Here is a 21,572-nt window from a genome sequence, read left to right as displayed (position 1 = left end):
GCCGACGTCCCCGTCCCCGGCGCCGACCGCCTCCAACTCGCCCTCACCGACCCCGCCCAGGGCGCCCGCTCCTACCACCTCCTGCGCCGCGGCGACCTCCCCGCCCTGCGCACCGAACTCGGCGACGGCCGCGCCGAGGCCCGCATGATCGCCGCCTACCGCCACCGCGTCCTGGACCGCACCGAGGAACACGCCCGCATCCTGCGCACCCTCGCCACCCCCGCCGCCCTGCCCGCCCTCGTCCACTGCTCCGCCGGCAAGGACCGCGCCGGCTGGGCGGTGGCCCTGGTCCTGCTCGCCCTCGACGTCCCCGAGGACGCCGTCATGACCGACTACCTGCGCAGCAACGACCCCGCCCAGCTCCACCGCTTCACCCGCGCCGACGGCACCGTCCCCGAACCCGGCAGCGAACTCTGGACCCTGCTGCGCCCGGTCTTCGAGGCCCGCCCCCAGTACCTGGCCGCCGCCCTGGACACCGTCCGCACCCACTGGTCGACCCCGCACCGCTACCTGCGCGAGGCACTCGGCCTGACGGACCAGCATTGTGCGGCCCTGCGCACCCTCCTGCTCACCGACTCCTGACCGGCCCGGCGCGGCCCGGCGCGACCCGGGGAAGGGCCCCGGCGGGAGATGCCGGCGGAGTCCGGCTGCGGCCCGGCTACTGCGACGCCCGCACGGCTGCCCCCGCGGAGACGACATCCAGGTCGATCACGACCTCCTCGCCCTCCCGGCGGCCGCGCTCCGAGATCACGAGGCCGATCAGTGCCAGATCGCCGGCCTGGTCCCGCAGCTCGTACTGCTCATGGGTCTCCTCGTCGAGGTCACCCGACTCGTCGCGCTCCCAGGCGTCCACCGCGGCCTCGGCCACGGCCCTGGGCAGTCGCACCGTGACACGGCCGACCTGGGCGTCGACATGCCTCCCGATCGCTGCCAGCAGCTTCGAGTCTTCCCGATACCTGGCGTACTGCTCCTGATCCACCACAGGACGAGGCTACTGGGACCGCCGGACCCGCCTCGACCGAATTGACCCGGCGGCCCCTGCGGCCCGGGCGCCAGGCTCGCGGTGTGCGCGTGCGGTCCGTGGTGTTCGACATCGGAGAGACCCTGGTCGGTGAAACCCGCTACTGGGCCGACTGGGCACGGTGGTTGGGCGTGCCGCCGCACACCATGTCGGCGCTGGTCGGCGCCGCTGCCCGCTGACGTGCGGGCCGTTCTCCCGGCCCCCGCCGTGCGGGCGGCGGGGGCCGGGCGGGCCGGGGGTGGTCAGGCCAGGGCGGGGAGCTCCTTTGCCAGGCGGGCGACGAGGGAGTCGAGCCAGCCCCGGACGGTGGGCTCGTCGAAGAGGTCGGTGTCGTACTCGGCGAGGCCCGCGAGGGCGCCCTCGTGGGGGGTGAGCATCAGCATCAGGTCGGCGCGGGCGCCGTTGCCCTCGATGTCCTCGATCCGTACGTCCAGGCCGGGCAGGTCCAGGGCGGTGGCGGGGGTGCTCTGCACGACGAGCATCAGCTGCGGGAAGGACGGGGGCAGGGCAAGTCCCAGCTCCCGCAGGTCCTCGGTGACCAGGCCGAACGGGACGTCGGCGTCGTCGAGGGTGGTGGCCAGGGCCCGGGCGGCGCGGTCGACGAGGGCGGGGAAGCCGCCGTCGGCGCGGTGCGGCAGGCGGACGGGGAGGTTGGTGCTGAGCAGGCCCACCACCCGCTCGTGCTCGCGCCGGCGGCGGTTGGCGGTGGAGAGCATCACCAGGCTCTCCTCGGCGCCGGTGAGGTCGTTCAGCAGGTCGCCCAGGGCGGCCAGCACCACGGCGGCCGGGGTGGTGGAGCGGCGGGCCGCACAGCGGTACAGGGCCGCGGTGAGGTCGGGCGCCAGGGTGAAGTGGGCGATGGCGCCCCGCCCGGAGCGCTGCTCGGGGCGGGGCCGGTCGGTGGGCAGGTGCACGGTCAGGGGCAGCCCGGCGAGGCGCTCGGCGTAGCGGGCGGTGGCCTGGCGCACCGCCTGCCTGGTCACCACCGTCCGCTCCCAGCAGGCGTGTTCGGTCATCGAGCCGGGATCGCCGAGCGGGGCATGCCGGTCCCGGTAGAGCGCGCCGAGGTCGTCCAGCAGGGTCGCCAGCGACCAGCCGTCCAGGGCGATGTGATGGACCGTCAGCAGCAGGGTGTGGTGCTCGGGGCCCTGGCGCAGCAGCCGGGCGCGCAGCAGCGGGGGCGCGGCGAGGTCGAAGGGGGTGCCGGCCTCCTCGCGGGTGGCGGCCTCCACGGCGCCCGGGTCGCCGGACGCCTCGGTCAGGGGCAGCGCCAGCGCGGCGGGGGCGGCCAGGACCTGTTGGAGCAGGCCGAGTTCGGTGGCGGTGAAGCGGGTGCGCAGGCTGGCGTGGCGGACGGTGAGGGCGGTGAGGGCCTGCTGGAGGCGCTCGGCTTCGAGCGGGCCGCGCAGGGTGAGGCGCTGGGTGATGTTCCACAGGCTCGGGTCGGCGGCGCGCCCGTGCCCGCGGTGCATCCGGGCCTGGGCGATCCCGGCCGGCGCGGACGCCTCGGCGGCCCCCGCACCGGTGAGGGCGGCGAGCAGCCGGCCCCGCGACCCCTTGACCAGGGCGAGGAGTTCGGCGTCCATCGCCCCGGGCGGGGCGAGGTACTCCAGGCGCTCGCCGCGGGTGGACAGCACGACCTCCCGCTCGTCGAGCAGCCGCAGCAGCCGCTGCCAGTGCTCCTGCGGCGCGCTCACAGCTCGCCCCGCTCGTAGGCCTCGGCCGCCGGTGCGGCGGCGGTGGCGCGCTCGGCCATGCCCCGGATGGTGGGGCGGCGGAAGAAGTCGAGGACGCCGATCTCCAGCCCGGCCTCCTCGCGGACCCGGTTGAGCAGGCGGGTGGCGGCCAGCGAGTGCCCGCCCAGATCGAAGAAGGAGCTCTCCACCCCCGGTGCGGGGACGGCCAGTTCCTGCGCCCACAGCCGCTGGAGCAGCTCCTCCAGCCCGGTTGCGGGCGCGGTGTCGGCGCCGGCGCCGAGCGGCTCGGCGGGCGGCAGCGCGCCGCGGTCCAGCTTGCCGTTGCGGGTCAGCGGCACGTGCTCCACCCGCGCCCACAGCCGGGGCACCATGTGCTCGGGCAACCGGTCGGCGAGCGCGTCGCGCACCTGCGCCAGCCCGGTGCCCTCGGCCAGGACGGCGTAGGCGGCGAGCGCGGTGCCCTGCGGGCCGCTCTGCGCGGCGACGGCCGCGCCCCGCACCCCGGGGACGGTGCGCAGCACGCTCTCCACCTCGCCGGGCTCGATCCGGTAGCCGCGGATCTTCACCTGCTCGTCGATGCGGCCGAGGTAGTCCAGGGAGCCGTCGGGCCGCAGCCGCCCGAGGTCGCCGGTGCGGTAGCGCAGGCCGTGCGGGGTGGGGGCGAACACGGCGGCGCTCTCCTCGGGGCGGCCCAGGTAGCCGAGGGCGACCTGCGCGCCGAGGATGTGGATCTCGCCCGCCGCGCCGTCCGGGACGGGCCGCCCGGCGCCGTCGAGCAGCTGGATGCGGCTGCCGGGCACCGGGCGCCCGATCGGGGCGTGGTCGGGGCCGTCGGCGGACAGCTCGGCGGCGGTCACCGCGTGGGTCTCGGTGGGCCCGTAGTGGTTGAACAGCCGGCACCGCGGGTGGCGGCGCAGGAAGTCGCGCAGGGCGGGGGTGAGCAGCAGCTGCTCGCCGCCGGAGACGATCTCGCGCAGGTCGGGCACGGGGGCCTGGGCGAGCGCGTCGAGCAGGCCGGTCAGGGTGGTGTGCGGCAGGTGGAGGCGCTCGGTGCGGGTGCGCCGGATGTACCCGGCCAGGGCGTGGGCGTCGTAGCGGGTCTCCTCGTCGACCAGGACGAGGGTGCCGCCGCCGGCGAGGGTGGTCAGCACCTCCTGGACGCAGACGTCGAACCCGCAGGAGGCGTACTGCAGGGTGCGCAGCGGCGGGTGCCGGTCGGTGTTCCAGTCGATCAGCGCGTGCAGGCCGCGGTAGGGCATCAGGACGCCCTTGGGCCGGCCGGTGGTGCCGGAGGTGTAGAGGCAGTAGGCGGGCGACTCGGGGTCGGGGTCGACCGCGGGCGGCGCGGGCGCCAGGGGGCCGTCGTCGTCGGCCAGGACGGCGGGCAGCGCGATGCCCAGCCGGTCGGTGGCGGCGCTGGTGAGCAGGACGGGCGCACCGCTGTCCGCGGCGATCAGCCGGCAGCGCTCGGCGCCGTGCACCGGGTCGATCGGCACATGGACCGCGCCCAGGTGCAGGACGGCCAGCAGCGCGGCGACCTGGTCGGCGCCGCGCGGCAGCAGGGTCGCGACGGGGGTGGCGGCGCGGACCCCGGCACCGGCCAGCCGGGCGGCCAACCGCTGCGCCCGCTCGGCCAGTTCACCGTAGGAGACGGCGACGCCGTCGGGGGTGAGGACGGCGGTGCGCTCGGGGTGCTCGGCCGCGGTGCGCGCCAGGCGCTCGCGCGTCGTGGGGGTGTCGGCCCGCGCCCCGGCGGTGATCTCGCCCGCGCCGGGCAGCAGTTCGGCCACCGGGCGGGCGGGGTCGGCGACCGCGGCGGCCAGCAGCCGCTCGAACGCGCCCAGCAGCCGCTCCACGCTCTCCTGGTCGAACAGGGCGGTGGCGTACTCGACGTGGCAGCGGATGCCCTCGGGCAGGTTGGTGAGGAACAGGGTGAGGTCGAAGCCGGCCTTGTCGACGACGTCGTCCAGCGGACGGGCCTGCACGCCCGGCAGGTCGAGCTCGAACAGCGCGTGGTTCTCGAACTCCACCATCACCTGGAACAGCGGGTTGCGGCTGGTGTCGCGCGGCGGGTTCAGCTCCTGCACGAGGACCTCGAAGGGCAGCCGCTGGTGCTCGAAGGCGTCCAGGGCGGTGGCCCGCACCCGGGCCAGCAGCCGCTCGAAGTCGGGCTCCCCGGACAGGTCCAGACGCAGGGCGAGCGTGTTGACGAAGAACCCGACCAGGTCCTCGCAGTCCTCGTCGCGGTTGGCCACCGGCGTGCCCAGGACGATCTCGTCCTGGCCGCTGAAGCGCTGTAGCACCCCGGCGAAGGCGGTGAGCAGCACCATGAACAGGGTCGAGCGCCGCGAGCGGGCCAGTTCGCGCACCCCCGCGGACAACTCCCCGTCCAGCAGCCGCACGAAGGCGCGCCCGCGCCCGTCCGGCAGGGCCGGGCGGGGTCGGTCGGTGGGCAGCGCCAGCACCGGCAGCCGCCCGCCGAGGACCTTGCGCCAGTGCTCCAGGTCCTGGTCGAGCGCGCCCTCGGCCACCAGTGCCCGCTCGCGCGCCGCGAACCGCGCGAACGTCGTCGCCGGCGGCGCGAGGTCGGCCCGGCCCCCGGCCAGGGCCGCCCGGTACAGCCCGCCCAGCTCCCGCGTGACGACCACCGCGGACAGCGTGTCGATCACGATGTGGTGCATGGACAGCACCAGGACGTGCCGCTCCTCGCCCAGGCGCAGCAGCCGGGCGCGCAGCAGCGGACCGGCCGCCAGGTCGAAGCGGTGTGCGCCCTCCTCGGCGACCAGCGCCCGCACGGCCTCCGGCCCGTCCAGCCCCGCCGGGGCGTCCTCCACGCCCGGCAGGACCGCGGCGGCGGGCAGCACCACCTGGTACGGCTCGCCGTCCTGCTCGCGGAAGACCGTGCGCAGCACCGGGTGCCGCTCGGCCAGGGCCTGCAGCGCGCCGCCCAGCGCGACCGCGTCCAGCGGGCCGTCCAGGGCGATCGCCTTGACCTCGTTGTAGCGGGAGCTGTCGGGCAGCATCCGGTGCAGGAACCACATCCGCTGCTGCGCGTAGGACAGCGGCGCGCGCCGCTCGCGCGGCTGCGCACCGGCCCGCCGCACCTCGTCCAGGTGCGGCAGCCCGGCCGCGACCAGGTCGGGGGCCAGGCCGAAGTCGACGAACGCGGCGATCTCGTCGGCGCCGGCGGCGCGCAGCGAGTCCAGCACCTCCCGGACGCTGTCGGGGGTGCCGATCAGTGCCCGCGACGCGCAGTAGCGCCCGTAGGCGCGCTCCAGCACGAACTCCAGGTCCTCCTCGGGGGTGTTCTCGTAGTCCAGGGTCAGGCCCAGGCTGTTGGCGACCTGCCCGAACAGCGACAGCGAGGAGCGCAGGTAGGAGCAGAACGGCCGGTAGGCCTGGGCGCGGGCGGCGGCGAGGTCGGCCCCGAGGTAGGTGTGCACGAGCACCACCACCCGCCCCGCCTCCGGATCCAGGCCGTGCTCGGCCCGGGTGCGCCGGTACAGGGCGATGTTGGCGGCCAGCTCCTCGACGCTCTGGGTCATCAGATTGGTGATCACCCCGAGGTCGTGGCGGGCGGCCTCGCGGAAGCTGTCCGGATTGCCGACGATCGCGGTGAACATCGGCGGCACCTCCTGCAGCGGCCGCGGGTGCAGGTGCACCTCGATCGGCTCGCCGCTGCCGCTGCGCCCCCGGTAGGGCTCGCCGCGCCACAGCGCCCGGATGGTGTCGACCTGCTGGTGCATCAGCTGCTTGTGGGTGCCGTAGCGGTCGGGGAAGAACAGGAAGTCGTTGGGGTGCCAGCCGCTGGCGCAGCCCAGGCCCACCCGCCCGCCGGACAGGTTGTCCACCACCGACCACTCCTCGGCGACCCGCACGGGGTGGTGCAGCGGCAGGACCGCGCAGCCGGCGTTGAGGCGGATGCGCGTCGTCTCGCGGGCGAGGGCGGCGGCCAGCACCGAGGGGTTGGGGAAGATGCCGCCGAAGGAGTGGAAGTGGCGCTCGGGCAGCCACAGGGAGTGGAAGCCGTTGCGGTCGGCGAAGCGGGCGCTCTCCAGGACGATCCGGTAGCGGTCCTCGGGGGCGGTCTCCAGCGGGTAGTCGCCGAAGAAGTAGAGGCTGAAGTCGACCTTGCGGTCCGGATCGCCGGGCGGCACCGGGGGAGCGGGCCGCATCGGGGCTGCGGGCCGCGGCTGCGCGGCGCCCGCCGGCCCCACCGCCGTGCCGGGCCGGGGCAGTTCGCGGCGCGGCGCGGGCACGCCGGGGACGGGTATCGCGCGGGTGGCGGGGAAGAACCCGCCGCGGCGCATCTCGCGCAGCGAGTCGCGGACGGCGTCGACCACGAACTCCACGTCGGCGTCGGAGTGCGCGGTCGACAGGAAGAAGTTGCGCCACTCCCACACGTAGACGCCCTTGACCAGCAGGTGGTGGAAGAGCAGCTCCATGTCGGCGCGCGGCTCGAAGCGGAACAGCGAGCCGAAGTGCGCCAGCGACAGCGGGAACTCCTCCTCGGCGAAGAAGCCGTTGAGGGTGGCGGCCAGCTCGCCGGTGCGGGCGTTCAGCCGCTCCTGCAGGCCGGGCCCCTGCTCCTTGAAGTGCCGCAGCACCGCGCGGCAGGCGGCCATCGACAGCGGGTGCTGGATGTAGGTGCCGCCGAAGAAGGTGGTGTCGTTGGGCGGGTAACTGGCGTCCCCGTACTGCCAGAAGCCGCCGTCGATGCCGTCCATCACGGCCGCGCGCCCCGCGATGGCGCCGATCGGGAAGCCGCCGCCGAGGACCTTGCCGTACGTCGACAGGTCCGGCTCCACGCCCCAGAAGCCGCGGGCCCCGCGCAGGTGCGGGCGGAAGCCGGTGAGCATCTCGTCGAAGACCAGCACGATGCCCCGGCGGGCGGTCAGTTCGCGCAGCTCGCGCACGAAGTCGGCCGGCTGCAGGGAGGGGTGGCGGCTCTGCACCGGCTCGACGAGCACCGCGGCGATCCGATCGCCCAGCTCGTCGATCACCCGAAGGCTCTGCGGGTCCCCGTACTTCAGGACGATCAGGTCGGCGACCGCGCTGCCGGGGATGCCGATCGACACCGGGACCGTCTCGCGGTCCGCGCCGTGGCCCACCGGGCGGCCCAGGGTGTGGTCGAAGTGCCCGTGGTACGAGCCCTCGAACATGACGATCTTGTCCCGCCCGGTGTGGGCCCGGGCCAGCCGGATCGCCCCGGCGTTGGCCTCCGTCCCGGAGTTGGCGAACGCGACCCGCTCGGTACCGGTCAGCTCCGCCAGCAGCTCGGCGGCCTCGCCGGTCTCCTGCCCGCGCGGGCCCAGCCGCAGGCCGCCGCCCAGGTGCTCGCGCACGGCCTCCTGGACGAAGGCGGGCTCGTGGCCGAAGAGCAGCACCCCGAAGCCCATGGTGATGTCGACGTAGGAGTTGCCGTCGATGTCCTCCAGGCGCGAGCCGTGCGCGCCGCGGGCCGCGATCGGGTAGAGCATCTCCTTGGTCGCCGAACGGAAGCCCACCACGGCCCGGCTGTCGGCGAGCACCCGCCGGTGGCGCTGGGTGAGGGCCTTGGACGCGGCGGTGCGCGCGGTGAACCGCCCGACCAGGTCGTCCAGGTGGCGGCGCTGCTCGCCGCTCAGACCGCCGACGGCCATCCCGGAGTCCCGCGCCACGCTCACCCGCGGGCCGTGCACCTGCGGTGCCTGCGGTGCCTGCGGTGCCTGTGCGGCGGCGGGCTGGGCGGGGACGGGCCCGGCGGTCGCCGGCTGGACGGGGGCGGCGGCGGGCTGGACGGCGGCGGGCAGGGCCGGCGCCGCGGTCAGGGCCGGGGCCGCGGCGCCCGGGGCGGCGCCGGCGAGCAGGCCGAGCTGGTGGGACATCAGCTCCGAGAACTGGCCGAGCAGGGCGAGCTGGCGGTCGATCACCGCCCCGGCCTCACCGGTCAGCGCCGCCCCGGCCGGCGCCCCCGCCGCCGGCAGCACCGGGACGGACACCGGGACCGCCGCAGCCGGGACCGCCGGAGAAGGGACCGCCTGAGAAGGGGCCGCCGCCGCCGCGGCAGTCGCCGCCGCGGGCTCCGGAACGGCCGCTGCGGCAGCCACCGGAACAGCCGCCGCCGCGGCAGCCACCGGAACGGCCGCCGCGGCCGGCTCGGGCGCCGGCACCAGCGCCGCCAGCGCCTGCGGGTCCATCCGCTCCACGATCAGCCCCGCCAGCCGCGCCGGGGTGTCCGCGTCCTCGAACAGCTCGCGCATCGAGACCCGCACCCGGAACGCCCGCTCCAGGTCACGGATCATGTTGATCATCGACAGCGAGTCGGCACCCAGGTCGAAGAACGGGTCCTGCGCACCCACCGCCTCCTCGGCCACGCCCAGTTGGCGCGCGGTCTGCTCCACGACCCGGCGAAGGACCAGGCCCGCCGCCTGCTGCGCCGGCTCCGGCGCGGGGGTGTCGGTCATGACGGTCTCCTCCAGAACGGTGCGATCGGCTTCCACGACGGACATCGGCACGGCCCCTGACCCGGGCACGGCCCCGGGCCCTTCCACGGGCACGGCCACGGGCTCGGCCCCGGCCCCGGCCTCGGGTGGCGCCTGGGGCGCCGTGAACCAGTGGTACGTGCGGTGCAGCGGCCGCCCCGGCAGCGGGACGCGCCGCGCGGGCCCCTCCGGCCGGGTACGGGCCGCCGCCACCCCGGCCCAGTCGACGGCCGCGCCGTGCGTCCACAGCGCACCGAGCGCCCCGAGCAGCTGCCGCTCGGGGCAGCGCCCGCGCCGCCCGCTCGGCACGAACACCGCCTGCGCGAGCTCCCGGCGCCCCAGGGCGCTGAGCGTGTGGTGCGGGCCGACCTCCAGGAACAGCCCGTGGCCCAGCCCGTCCAGCGTCGCCAGCACCTGGTCGAAACGCGCCGTCTCCCGCGTCTGGCGCACGAAGTGCCCCGCCTCGGGCACCGTGCCGGCCGCCAGCACCGCGCCGCCCAGGTTGGTCACCAGCGGCACCCGCAGCGGCCGGAAGGCGATCTGCTCCAACCGCCCGCGCAGCGCCTCCAACACCGGCTCCATCAGCCGCGAGTGGAACGCCCGGTCGGCGGCCAGCCGGTCGGTGGACACCCCCTCCAGCGCCAGCACCGCCTCCGCCGCGGCCACGTCCTTCGGCCGCCCGGCCAGCACGCACTGCCCGGCGCCGTTCACCACCGCCAGGTCCACCCCGGGCAGCCACCGCTCCAGCCCGGCCAGCCGCCCGGCGGACGCCGCGGCCGCCGTCATCGCCCCCGGCTCGGTCGAACGATGCATCAGCCGCCCGCGCACCCCCGCCAGGAACAGCCCGTCGGCCAGCGAGAACGCCCCGGCCGCATAGGCCGCCGCGTACTCGCCCGCACTGTGCCCCGCCACCGCGGCCGGCCGCACCCCGAACTCCTCCCACAGCGCGGTGTACGCGGCCTGCACCGCGAACAGCGCCGGCTGCACCGCCTCCGTACTCCACACCTCCCGCCCGGCCCCGCCCCCGCCCCCGGCGCCGCCCGGCTCCAGCAGCAGCTCCAGCAGCGACTCGCCCCACGCCTCGCGGTGCAGCCGCTCGCAGGCGTCCAGCACCCCGCGGAACACCGGGTACGCCTCGTACAGCCCGCCGGCCATCCCCCGGTACTGCGAGCCCTGCCCGGTGAACAGCAGCACCGGGGCCTGCACGCTGCGCCCGGCGTCGCGCGCGCTGTGCGCGGGGCCCGAGGCCCGTCCGGCGCTGAACGCCTCCAGCGCCTCGGCGAGTTCGCCCGCCCCGGTGCCGGTGGCGGCCAGCCGGTGGCGCAGCGCGCGGCGTCCGGCGCCGAGGGTGAGCAGCAGGTCGCCGGGGCCGGGCGCCGGGTCGGTGCGCAGCCGCTCGGCCACGGCGCCCGCGAGTTCGGCCAGCGCCCGGGGGCTGCGCGCGGACAGCGGCAGCAGGGCGGGCGCCGGCGGGCCGCCGGCCCCGGGCGCGCGGGGTGCGGGCGCCTCCTCCAGGACCACGTGGGCGTTGGTGCCGCCGACGCCCAGCGCGCTGACCCCGGCCCGGCGCGGGGCGGGGCCGTCCGGCCACGGCGCGCCCGCGGCGCTCAGCACGAAGGGGCTGTCGGCCAGGCCGAGCGCGGGGTTGGGCCGGGTCAGGTTGGCCAGCGGCGGGATGGCCCGGTGGCGCAGCGCCAGGACGGCCTTGATCAGGCCGGCCAGCCCCGCGCAGGTGTCCAGGTGCCCGATGTTGGGCTTGACCGAGCCCAGTGCGCAGAACCCGACCGCCCCGGTGCGGGCCCGGAAGGCGCGGGTCAGCGCCTGGACCTCGATCGGGTCGCCGAGCGGGGTCCCGGTGCCGTGCGCCTCGATGTAGCCGATGCTGTCGGCCGCGACGCCCGCCACGTCCAGGGCCCGCCCGACCACCGCGGCCTGGCCGTCCACACTGGGCGCGGTGTAGCCGACCTTGCCCGCGCCGTCGTTGTTGACGGCCGAGCCGAGGATCACCGCGTGCACCGTGTCGCCGTCGGCCAGCGCCCGGTCCAGGCGCTTGAGCAGCACGGCGGCCACGCCGTTGCCGCCCACCGTGCCGCCGGCCCGCTCGTCGAAGGCCCGGCAGACGCCGTCGGGCGCCAGGATCGAGCCCTCCTGGTAGCGGTAGCCGGCGGCCTGCGGGATGTGCAGCGCGGCGGCGCCGGCCAGGGCGAGGTCGCTGTCGCCGGTGAGCAGCGACTGCACGGCCAGGTGGACGGCGACCAGCGAGGTGGAGCAGGCGGTCTGCACGCCCACGGCGGGACCGGTCAGGCCGAGCCGGTAGGCGACCCGGGTGGCGGCGAAGTCGGCCTGGTTGCCGATCGCGACCTGCAGCGCCTCCACCGGCCGGGCCGGGTCGGCCGCCGCGCCGACGGCCTGCTGCAGGTAGGTGCGCAGCGAGTACAGCGTCATACCGGTGCCGGCGAACACCCCGATGCGGGTGTCGGGCGGGCTGTCGCCGTAGCCGCCCTCGTCCAGGGCCCGGGCGCAGGTCTCCAGCAGCAGCCGCTGCTGGGGGTCCATCAGCGCGGCTTCGGCGGCGCTGATCCCGAACGCCTCGGCGTCGAAGTGGCCGATGTCGGCGATCGGCGCCGTGACCGGGACGAAGTCGGGGTGGGTGTACTCCTCGGCCCGGATGCCGGCCGCGGCCAGCTGCCCGGGGGTGTAGCGGGTGGTGCTGACCACGCCGTCCACGATGTTCCGCCAGTACTGCTCGGGGGTGTCCGCACCCGGCAGGCGCAGCGCCAGGCCGATCACGGCCACCCGCCGGTCGGCCGGCACCCCGCGCTCGGCGTCGACGGCGCCGGCCGGGCGCACCGGCTCCGGCCCGCCGCCCGCCAGGTGGGCCGCCAGCGCGTCCACGGTCGGATGGCGAAACAGCGCGGTCTGCGCCAGCCCCGGCGCGGGACCGGCCGCCAGCGCGGCGTGCACCCGCATCAGCTGCACCGACCCCAGGCCCAGTTCGTGAAAGGCCCGACCGGGGTCGACGCTCTCGCCGAGGACGGCCTCGAAGGCCTCCAGCACGGCGCGGCGCAACTCGCCCGCCCCCGGCCCCGCCACGGCCGGCACCGGGGCCGGCGTCGCGGCCGCCCGCGACCCGCCCGCCGCCCGCTCCTCGTCGATCAGCCGCGGCTCGCCGGCCAGCAGTCGGCGCCGCGCGGCGGGCCGGGCCGCGTCAGGACCGGCGAAGTAGTGCCCCGGAGCGCCGCCCAGCAGCGCACCGGCCAGCCGCCGCCCCTGCGCCGCGTCGAACACGGCGATCCCGCGCTCGGCGGCACCCTCGTCGTGGGAGGTCTCCCGGTTCATCCCGACACCGCTCCACAGCCCCCAGGACACCGTCCAGGCGGGCACCCCGCACTCCCGGCGCAACCGCTCGGCGGCCGCCTCCAGATACCGGTTGGCCGCCGCGTACGCGGCGGAGCCGACCACCTCCTGGAAGCCGATCATCGAGGAGAAGCCGACGAACTGGGCCCCCGGGCGCACCCGGACCAGGTCGGCCAGCACATCGGTGCCCTCGGTCTTGGCCCGCACCGCCTCGCGCCACTGCTGCGCACCGAGCTCCTCCAGCAGGCCGATCCGGTAGTCGCCCGCCAGGTGCAGCACGCCCTGCAGCGGCGCGCCCCAGCCCCGTTCGGCCTCCGCGACCACCGCCGCCACGGCCTGACGGTCCGTCACGTCCGCCGTGCGGTAGTCCACCCGGCCGCCGGCCCGGGCCAGCCGCTCCAGCGCCGAGCGCCGGCGCGCCGCCCCGGGGCCGTCCCCCGAGGGGTCGCCGCGTCCGACGAGCAGCAGCCGCAGGCCGTGGCGGCGCAGCAGTTCGGGCAGCAGCTCGCCGGCGACGCCGCCCAGGGCGCCGGTGACCAGCCAGCGGGAGCCGGGGGAGAGCAGGGTGCACGACGGCCCGTCGCCCGGCGCCGGCGGCAGGCCGAGCCGCGGCACATGGGCCCGCCCCTCGCGCCACGCGGCCTCCGGCTCGCGCCGCGGATCGGCGAGGAAGGCCAGCACGGCCCCGACGGCCCGGTCGTCCGCCGCCGCCCCGGCGGGCAGGTCCAGGTGGCGGGCCGCGCCCAGCAGCTGCTCGGCCCGCACGGCCCCGGCCAGCGCGGCACTCAACGCGGCCGCCGGCCGCGGGACTTCGCCGTCCGCCAGGGCGTGCAGGCCGGCACTGACGGTGGTCAGCTCCACCCCCTGCGGCCCGGCGCCGTAGCGGCGGGCGAGCACCTGGGCCAGGCCGAGCAGCGCCTCCCCGCACAGCACCGGATCCGGCCCGCCGTCCTGCGCCCACAGGTGCAGCACCCGCCGCGGGCGCAGACCGGACTCCTCCAGGTGCTCCAGCAGCTCGGCCCAGCCCTCGGCGCGCCGCTGGTCGAGCAGGTAGCCGGACCCGGCGCGGGCGAAGGCCTCGCCCTGCCCGGCCTGCACGGCCCGCGGCAGCACCGCGGCGAGCGCGTCCGACAAGGTCCCCGGCCCGGTGGGCCCCACCAGCAGGACCGCCTCCTGCGGCACGGGCGCGGGCCCGGCCGGCGCGGGCCGCGGCTCCCACGCCGCGGTGCGCACCACGTCCGGCACGGTGCGGGCGTTGCCCTCGGCGAGGTCCAGGCGGGCGATCGACTCGTCGAACCCCCCGGCGAGCAGCCGCTCGCGCAGGGCGGTGCGCTGGATCTTGCCGCTGGTGGTGCGGGGGAAGTCGGCGGCGGGCACCGGGAGCACCAGGGCGGCCGACAGCGCGAACCGCCCGGCCAGCGCGGCGCGCACGGCACCGGCCAGCACGTGCGGCTCGCCCGCCCCCGCCGCGGGCACCAGGAACACCGCCAACTGCTCGCTGCCGCTGCGCTCGTCGGGCACCCCGCAGGCGGCGACGTGGCCGGAGAGCACCCCGTCGACGGCGGACACCACGTCCTCCAGGTCGTGGCAGAAGTGGTGGACGCCGTTGACGATGATGATCTCCTTGCGGCGGCCGGTCAGGATCACCTCCCCGTCGCGCAGGTAGGCGAGGTCCCCGGTGTCGAACCAGCCGTCGGCGGTCGCGGACTCCCGGTCCGCCTGCGGGTTGTTGAGGTAGCCGGGGGTGACCCGCCCGGAGGAGACCTGCAGGCGCCCGATGCGCAGTTCGGGCAGGACGGTGCCGTGGTCGTCGGCCACCCTCAGCCGGGCGCCGGCCGCGGGGCGGCCCATGGACAGGAAGCGGGTGACGGGCCCGGCCGCGTCCGGCGCGGCCGGGCGCAGCTCGCCGGTGAGCGAGTCGGTGGCCAGCAGCTGGACGGCGCCCGCCTCGCCGTAGCGCTTGTAGGTGATGATGGTGCAGGTCTCGGCCATGCCCCAGCCGAGCAGCAGGTGTTCGGGCCGCAGCCCGCTGGGCGCCAGCCGGGTGAGGAACTCGTCGGCGACGCCCTCGGTGCACTGCTCGCCCGCGTTGATCAGGGACTTGACGCGCGACAGGTCCCAGCGCCGCCCGGGGGCGGCGCGCAGCGCCTCGGCGACCAGCCGGTAGCCGAAGTTCGGCGACCAGGAGTGCGCGGCGCCCTGGCGCTCCAGCGTGTCCAGCCACAGCAGGGGGTCGGCCAGGACGAGTTCGGTGGGGATGTGGGTCTGGTCGCAGGCCGCGACCACGTCCCGCAGGTGGAACATCAGCAGGCCCGCGACATGGTCCAGCGGCAGCCAGTTGACGGTGGCGTCGCCGGGGTCGTAGCCGTGCTCGCGGGCGCCCGCGACGTACTCCAGGATGCCCCGGTGGCTGATCTGGATGGCCTTGGAGCGGCCGGTGGAGCCGGAGGACAGCTGCAGGATCGCCACCTCCCCGCTCGCCCCGTGCGGTGCGGCCGGCGGTGTGCGGGCGCAGCGGTCCACCGGGACCACCCGCAGCCCGGCGGCCTGCGGGTGGAGGGCGGCGATGCCCGCGAGGCCGGCCACGGCGTCCCCGGCGGCCAGCACCGGCGGGTGCTCCAGCGTCTCCCAGGCGCTGACCAGCTTGTCCAGCACCGGGTTGGGGTGGTCGTAGCCGGGCGGGCGGGCCACCGTGACCGGCAGTAGGCCGCCCAGCAGGCAGGCCCACAGGGCGGGGAAGTACTCCTCCAGGTCGGGCACCTGGAGGATCGCGCGGTCGCCCGGGCGCAGGCCCGCCTCGGTCAGGGTGGTCAGCACGCGCAGCGCCCGGTCCAGCAGTTCGGGGTAGCGCAGGGTGGCGGTGGTGCCGTCGGCGCGCACCAGGTGCAGGCCGCGCCCGGGGTGCCGGCGGGCGGCGCGCAGCAGGGCCTCGGGCAGGTCGGCGGGGCCGTCGGCGGGCACGGCCGGCGGCGGCCCGGCGGCGACGGCCGGCTCGCCCCCGGCCCCGGGCCCGGCCCCGCTCCCGCTCCCGGGCTCGGGCCGCGGTGCCGGCCCGGGCGCCGCCGCGGCGGTGAACGGGCGCCAGTGGCGGGAGAGTTCGCCCAGGTGGCGGCGCGCGGGCCGGGGCCGCTCGCGCGGGTCGAGGGCGCCGGCGAGGGCGGCGGCGTCGGGCCGGCCGTCGGCGGTGCGCGGGATGCCGTCCACCAGCCGGATCACGGCGCCGGGCGCCTCCTCCAGCAGGTGTGCGGCGGCCAGCCGGCGCAGCGCGGCCGGGTCCCGGTCGTCGGCGGGCACGAGGTAGGCGGTCAGCCCGCCGCCGCCCACACCGCCGCCCGCACCGCCGCCGTCCCCGCCGCCGGGGACGAGGGCGCAGTCGGCCAGGCCTGCGTGGCGCAGCAGCCCGCCCTCCAGCGCGTCGAGTCGGGGGCGGTCGGGGCCGTTGGCGCTCATGCGGGTCGTACCTTCCTGGGCTTCGTGGGCGGGGGCGAGGTACCGCGGGCACGGCCCCGCCGCGGCGCGGGTGCGCCGCCGGGGCGGGCCCGCCCCGGCCGGACGGATCCTGGCGGGGCGTCCCGGGCGGGGTGTCGTGGGCGGGGTGTCCTGGGCGGGTGCCGTCTCAGGCGGGGCGTCCCGGCCGGGGCGTCCTGGGCGGGCGTCCTAGGCGGGGTCGGACAGGGCCCGGTCGTCGGCGGGGGCGGCGGGTGCGCGCCGGCGCCCGGCGCCGACCCCCACCAGCAGCAGGAAGCCGGCTGCCAGGGCGATCGGCACGGCGTGCGAGAAGCCGACCACCGTCAGCGGGCTGAAGCGCTCCATCAGCCCGGCGCTGAGCAGCATGCCGACGCCCATGCCGAGGCTCTCGGCGCTGGCCACCAGCCCGAAGGCCTGCCCGCGCCGGTCGTCGTCGACGGCCTGGACCCGGGTGGTGTACGAGATCTCGGTGAAGCCGTCCGCGAGGCCGGCGCCGAGGGCGACGACCAGGAACAGCGGGGTCGGCAGCCCGGTGAAGGCGAGGATGAAGCAGGCCGACATCAGGGCGGTGCCCACCGCGAAGGCCCGCTCGCCCGGCTCCCTGCCCCGCTTGAGCATCAGCCGGGAGACCAGCTGGTGGGCGCCCAGGCTGCCGACCGCCCAGGTGGCCCAGAACAGTCCCAGCACCCCGGCCGGATTGCCCGGCGCGTGCTGGGTGGCGAACACCGGCAGGCCGATGTTGTGCGCGGCCGAGCCGAAGGCGTCGACCAGCCGGATGGCGACCATCGCGCCGACCACCGGCAGCGCGCGCAGCAGCACCAGCCCCGCCCACCGCCCGCCCGGGCGCACCGGAGCGGCGGCCTCGGCGCCGCCGTCGGACCGGGTGCGCAGCGGCAGCCGCAGCACCACCGCGCCGAACACCGCGAAGCTGGCCGCGTCGGTCAGCAGCGCGGCGTGGAACCCCGCCCAGGCCACCAGCACCCCCGCGGAGGCGAAACCCAGCACCATCGCGGTCGAACGCCCCGTCACCAGCACCCCGTTGGCGCGCGCCCGCAACTGCGGACCGACCATCTCGGGCACGCTGCTGCGCAGCGCGACGGCCGAGAGGGTGCCCGCCGACCCGAACAGCAGCGCCAGCGGGTACAGCACCGGGATCCGCAGGTGCTCGGGCACCAGCGCGAGCGCCACCAGCCCGGTGGCCTGGGTGAACGCGCAGCCCACCATCAGCAGCCGCCGGTCGACGCGGGCGACCACCCGCCCGGCCAGCAGGCCGGCGCCGAACCCGCCGAGCAGGCGCAGCACCAGGTACCCGGCCGTGCCGATGGCGCTGCCCGCGGCCTGGTACGCGAAGAGGCTGAGCGCGACCATGTTGAGCTGGCTGCCGTAGCTGGAGACGGCGTCGCCGACGGCGAGCCGGTAGAACGGCCTGGGCAGGGCGCTTGTGGCGGTACCCCGGCTTGGAACGGTGTGATCCCCCACGACAGCTCCGTTGCCATGTGACATTTCACTTTGATCCTAGAATGCCGCCGCCGACGGGATCAAGGGTGCCGCCCGCCCCGGCGGCTTCGACCATACGACAGTACGCCGTCAAGTCGGAGCGGAGCGATCACTTCCGGCCACCGGGCCAGCTGAAACACCCTCAGAACACCCGCGCCCCGGCCTCCTTCGCCCGCGAGCCGCCCACCGCGCACCCGCCCGCCCCCGTACCGTCACCCCATGTCCCTCGGCCTGCTGTCGGCACTCGTGGCCGCCCTCCTCACCGGCTCCGCCACCGTCCTCCAGGCACTCGGCGCCCGCCGCGCCGCACCCGCCCCCGGCCACGGCCAGACCGCCGCCCTGACCGGCGCACTCCACCAGTGGCCCTTCCTCGCCGGCGTCGCCCTCGACATGCTCGGCTTCGTCGCCGAACTCGTCGCCCTGCAGCGCCTGCCCCTCTACGTGGTCGAGGCCGCCCTGTCCTCCGCCCTCGCCGTCACCGCCGTCGGCGCCGCCCGCACCCTGCACGTGCGGCTGCGCCGCAGCGAGTGGGCCGGGGTGGCGGCCGTCTGCGCCGGGCTGGTCGTCCTGGCCCTGACCGCCGGACGCGACGGCGACGGCAAGGGCGACCAGGCCTTGCGCCTGGGCGTCCTGGCGGCGGCGATCGCCCTGACGGCGGCCGGCTGGGCCGTCGCCCGCCTCGCCCGCGCCCGCCGCGCCCCGCTGCTGGGCCTGGTGGCGGGCCTGCAGTTCGGGGTGCTCGGCGTCGCCGTGCGGGTGCTGCCCTCCCCGCGGCTGCCGCAGCTGCTGGCCGAGCCGTCCGCGTACGCGGTGGCCGTCGCCGGGATCGGCGGCTTCGCCGCGCTCACCCTGGCCATGCAGAGCGGGTCGGTGACCTCCGCCACGGCGGCCATGGTGCTGGGGGAGACCCTGGGCCCGGCCGTGGTCGGGGTGCTCCTGCTGGGCGACCGCACCCGCCACGACGCGGTGCCGCTGGCCGTCGCCGGCTTCGCCGCGGCCATCGTCGGGGCGCTGACCCTGGCCCGCTTCGGCGACGCCGAACAACCCGCCCCGGCCCCCGCCGGCTGACCCCGGCTCCGGCCCGGGCCCGGTCCAGCCCCGGCCCGGGACCCGCCGCCGGGGCCGCCCGCGGGGCGCTGTGACGGGGCCCGGAAAACCCGCCGGGGGAAAATCCGCCGCTCCGCCGCCACACCTGCTACAGTCGTTATCAGTTGCAGTTTTGGTTCCCATGAACTTTGTGTGCGCCTGTCGGTTGTGACCGCAGGCGCATTTTTGTTTCCCGGGTTTACCCGGGTGGGTGCTCATCGCGGCGACGCGGGACCTGCGAGGTGCGGGTTTCGGGATGCCCTTTGAAGGAGAATTTTTTATGGCTAATGGCACTGTGAAGTGGTTCAACGCGGAGAAGGGCTTCGGCTTCATCGAGCAGGAGGGTGGCGGCCCGGACGTCTTCGCCCACTACTCGAACATCAACGCCCAGGGCTTCCGTGAGCTGCTCGAGGGCCAGAAGGTCGAGTTCGACGTCACGCAGGGCCAGAAGGGCCCGCAGGCGGAGAACATTCGCCCCCTCTAGTACTTCCCGCTGAACGGCCCCAGGCCGGACAGCACAAGCTGATCGGCCTCGCCGAACGGCTCCAGGGGCCTGTACCACGCAATTGCGCGGTACAGGCCCTTTGGCATGTGCGGCGGCGGATCCCGCCGGCGCCGCCGGTATTCCCGCCCGCCGCCGGGTGTGCGGCCGGTGTCCGCCCGGAGGCGGGCCGGCGTCCGCAGAATTAACACCCCGTGCACCCCGCGCCCGGGCCCGCCCGGGGATTTCCGCGGCCCCGCAGCGGACGGCCCGCAGCAGACCGGCCCGCAGCGCGGAGGGCTCTCCGCGGCGGGCCGCAGACGCCCCGCGCCGCGTGCCACCACGCCGACGGCCCCCGGCGCGCCCTGCCCGTGCCGGGCCGGGCGCGTTAGCCTGGCGGCATGTCGAAACCGGATCAACTGCTCACCGACGTCGCCACCATGGTGGAGTCGACGGGAAGCAACCAGATGCCCATCACCGTGGTCGTCCCCGGGGCCGTCATCACGGGAAGGCTCGCCGCGGAGGCGGTGTGGCGCGAGCGGGTCGCCGAGGTGCTGGAGGCCTCCGAGCACCTCAAGCCGTTCGCGCCGCTGTTCACCGACCCCGCGCGCTCCCCGGCCCCCGCCGCCGGGTCGGCCACGCACCTGCACCTGCACGTCGCGAAGATCCTGCAGGGCAGCTTCGGCCTGCCGCACACCGGCGGCATGTACCGCATCGCCATCGAGGACGTCAGCAGCTGGACCCTGGGGGACCTCAGCTACTCCGACCAGTGACCGGCTGACCGGTAGCCGGTAGCCGGTAGCCGGTAGCCGGGGTCGGTAGCCGGGGACGGCCGCGGTCCCGGCCGCTGTCGCGGGGCGGTGCGCAGGCGTACGGTGGCCACACGGTGGCGCGCAGACCGGGAGCGCGCCCGTCCCCGGCCCGGTACGCGCGGCGCCACCGCCCCCGCGTTGGCACGCCCTGCCGGAGAACCGCGATGGCAGACCACCAGGTCGATCCCAAGGCCTTCCTCACCACACCCCGTCGGCCCCGCGAGCGCAGGGCCCCCCAGGAGCGGCTGGGGGACCAGCGCGAGGTCTACCGGCCGGGGGCGCTGCTGCCGCTCATCGCCGGCCAGGCCGACCGCTGCATGGACTGCGGCCTGCCCTTCTGCCACCACGCCTGCCCGCTGGGCAACGTCATCCCGGACTGGAACGCCCTGGTGGCCCGCGAGGACTGGCGGGCGGCCGCCGCGCGCCTGCTGGCCACCGACAACTTCCCCGAGTTCACCGGCCGGCTCTGCCCCGCCCCCTGCGAGAGCGCCTGCGTGCTGGCCATCGACGCCGAGGCCGTGACGATCAGGAACGTGGAGCTGGAGATCGCCGAGCGGGCGGGGGAGCGCGGCTACGACCCGCCGCAGCCGCCCGAGCGGATGACCGGCCGGCGGGTGGCCGTCGTCGGCTCGGGCCCGGCCGGACTGGCCGCCGCGCAGCAGCTGACCCGCGCCGGGCACACCACCACGGTCTACGAGCGCGCCGACCGGATCGGCGGGCTGCTGCGCTACGGCATCCCGCCGTTCCGGCTGGAGAAGCACCGCCTGGAGCGGCGGATCGCGCAGATGCAGGCGGAGGGCACCCGCTTTCGCACCGGCGTCGCGGTCGGGCGCGACCTGCCCGCGGACGAGCTGCGCGCCCGCTGCGACGCGGTGGTGGTCGCGGTCGGCGCCACCGTCTGCCGGGACCTCGCGGTGCCCGGCCACCACCTGCCCGGGGTGCACCAGGCGATCACCTACCTGACCCTGGCCAACCGGGTCGACGAGGGCGACTACCCGCTGTCCCCGCTGTCCGCCGAGGGCCGCGCCGTGGTGATCGTCGGCGGCGGCGACACCGCGGCCGACTGCCTGGGCACCGCCCTGCGCCAGCGGGCGGCGGCCGTCACCCAGCTGGACATCAACCCCCGCCCGCCCGGGCGCCGCGCGCCCGGCCAGCCCTGGCCCGTCCACCCCAAGGTGTACCGGGTGACGACCTCGCACGAGGAGGCCGGCGGACCGGCCTGCGAGCCCCGGGTGTTCGCGGCGACCACGGTGGGCTTCGAGGCGGGCGCCGGCGGGCGGCTGGCGGCGGTGCGCTTCGCCGAGGCGCGCCCGGGCGACCGCGGCCCGCTGCCCGGCACGGAGCGGACCGTCGAGGCCGAGCTGGCCCTGCTGGCCCTCGGCTTCTCGGGCCCCGAGGGCCCCGGGGGCTCCGAGGACTCCGAGGGCCCCGGGCGGGGCGGCGGGCTGGCCGCCCAACTGGGCCTCGCCCTCGACCCGCAGGGCAACCTCGCCCGCGACGAGGACTTCGCCGCCGCGGCGGACGGCGTGTTCGTCGCGGGCGACGCCGGGCGCGGCCAGTCGCTGATCGTCTGGGCGATCGCCGAGGGCCGCTCGGCGGCCGCGGCCGTGGACCGCTACCTGCGCGGCGACACCGAGCTGCCCGCCCCGGTCGCGCCCTCCGACCGCCCGCTCACCGCCTGAGCGGCCC

Annotated in this window: 9 protein-coding genes and 1 pseudogene; 6 read left to right on the top strand and 4 right to left on the bottom strand. The window is 76.9% G+C overall.

Annotation, left to right across the window (positions count from 1 at the left end; translation table 11 throughout):
* The coding region (locus ACIGZJ_RS18445; RefSeq protein WP_396458176.1) for a tyrosine-protein phosphatase at positions 1–582 on the top strand (582 nt) is incomplete at its 5' end.
* A gap of 76 nt (positions 583–658) precedes the next feature.
* Here the strand turns inward: ACIGZJ_RS18445 and ACIGZJ_RS18440 are convergent.
* Positions 659–982, bottom strand: a complete 324-nt coding sequence (locus ACIGZJ_RS18440) for a hypothetical protein (RefSeq protein WP_392935052.1) — start codon at positions 980–982, stop codon at positions 659–661.
* A gap of 89 nt (positions 983–1,071) precedes the next feature.
* Between ACIGZJ_RS18440 and ACIGZJ_RS18435 the strand changes: the two are divergent.
* Positions 1,072–1,191: pseudogene (locus ACIGZJ_RS18435) on the top strand (hydrolase); the annotation flags it as partial.
* A gap of 72 nt (positions 1,192–1,263) precedes the next feature.
* Here ACIGZJ_RS18435 and ACIGZJ_RS18430 read toward each other — a convergent pair.
* The 3 genes from ACIGZJ_RS18430 to ACIGZJ_RS18420 form a co-directional block, all read right to left on the bottom strand.
* On the bottom strand, positions 1,264–2,718 hold the full coding sequence (locus tag ACIGZJ_RS18430; RefSeq protein ID WP_396458175.1) for a condensation domain-containing protein: 1,455 nt from the start codon (positions 2,716–2,718) through the stop codon (positions 1,264–1,266).
* Positions 2,715–15,989, bottom strand: coding sequence for a MupA/Atu3671 family FMN-dependent luciferase-like monooxygenase (locus ACIGZJ_RS18425; protein WP_396458174.1), 13,275 nt, complete (start codon positions 15,987–15,989; stop codon positions 2,715–2,717). Before ACIGZJ_RS18425 ends, ACIGZJ_RS18430 begins: the two co-directional genes overlap by 4 nt.
* A gap of 207 nt (positions 15,990–16,196) precedes the next feature.
* Positions 16,197–17,486, bottom strand: coding sequence for an MFS transporter (locus ACIGZJ_RS18420; RefSeq protein WP_396458173.1), 1,290 nt, complete (start codon positions 17,484–17,486; stop codon positions 16,197–16,199).
* Between the two features lie 237 nt (positions 17,487–17,723).
* On the opposite strand from ACIGZJ_RS18420, the gene ACIGZJ_RS18415 reads away from it, so the two are divergent.
* The 4 genes from ACIGZJ_RS18415 (at position 17,724) to ACIGZJ_RS18400 (ending at position 21,565) form a co-directional block, all read left to right on the top strand.
* The gene (locus tag ACIGZJ_RS18415; protein WP_396458172.1) at positions 17,724–18,572 is read left to right on the top strand and encodes a hypothetical protein; all 849 of its coding nucleotides are present in this window, start codon (positions 17,724–17,726) and stop codon (positions 18,570–18,572) included.
* Between the two features lie 298 nt (positions 18,573–18,870).
* Positions 18,871–19,074: a cold-shock protein gene (locus ACIGZJ_RS18410; RefSeq protein WP_042388274.1), complete on the top strand. Its 204-nt coding sequence runs from the start codon at positions 18,871–18,873 to the stop codon at positions 19,072–19,074.
* 398 nt (positions 19,075–19,472) lie between these two features.
* The gene (locus tag ACIGZJ_RS18405) at positions 19,473–19,844 is read left to right on the top strand and encodes a hypothetical protein (protein WP_387944012.1); all 372 of its coding nucleotides are present in this window, start codon (positions 19,473–19,475) and stop codon (positions 19,842–19,844) included.
* A gap of 203 nt (positions 19,845–20,047) precedes the next feature.
* Positions 20,048–21,565, top strand: coding sequence for a glutamate synthase subunit beta (locus ACIGZJ_RS18400; protein ID WP_396458171.1), 1,518 nt, complete (start codon positions 20,048–20,050; stop codon positions 21,563–21,565).
* Positions 21,566–21,572: the final 7 nt, after the last annotated feature.

Origin of the sequence: Kitasatospora sp. NPDC052868 (assembly GCF_044547105.1) — a bacterium.
Taxonomy (GTDB): Bacteria; Actinomycetota; Actinomycetes; order Streptomycetales; family Streptomycetaceae; genus Kitasatospora.
The sequence above is the reverse complement of the archived record's forward strand: the minus strand, read 5'-3'. Positions and strand labels throughout refer to the sequence as shown.

Coding starts and splice junctions, on each gene's coding strand:
- ACIGZJ_RS18425 (WP_396458174.1), bottom strand. CDS start 15,989: ATGAGCGCCAACGGCCCCGACCGCCCCCGACTCGACGCGCTGGAGGGC.
- ACIGZJ_RS18415 (WP_396458172.1), top strand. CDS start 17,724: ATGTCCCTCGGCCTGCTGTCGGCACTCGTGGCCGCCCTCCTCACCGGC.
- ACIGZJ_RS18410 (WP_042388274.1), top strand. CDS start 18,871: ATGGCTAATGGCACTGTGAAGTGGTTCAACGCGGAGAAGGGCTTCGGC.
- ACIGZJ_RS18405 (WP_387944012.1), top strand. CDS start 19,473: ATGTCGAAACCGGATCAACTGCTCACCGACGTCGCCACCATGGTGGAG.
- ACIGZJ_RS18400 (WP_396458171.1), top strand. CDS start 20,048: ATGGCAGACCACCAGGTCGATCCCAAGGCCTTCCTCACCACACCCCGT.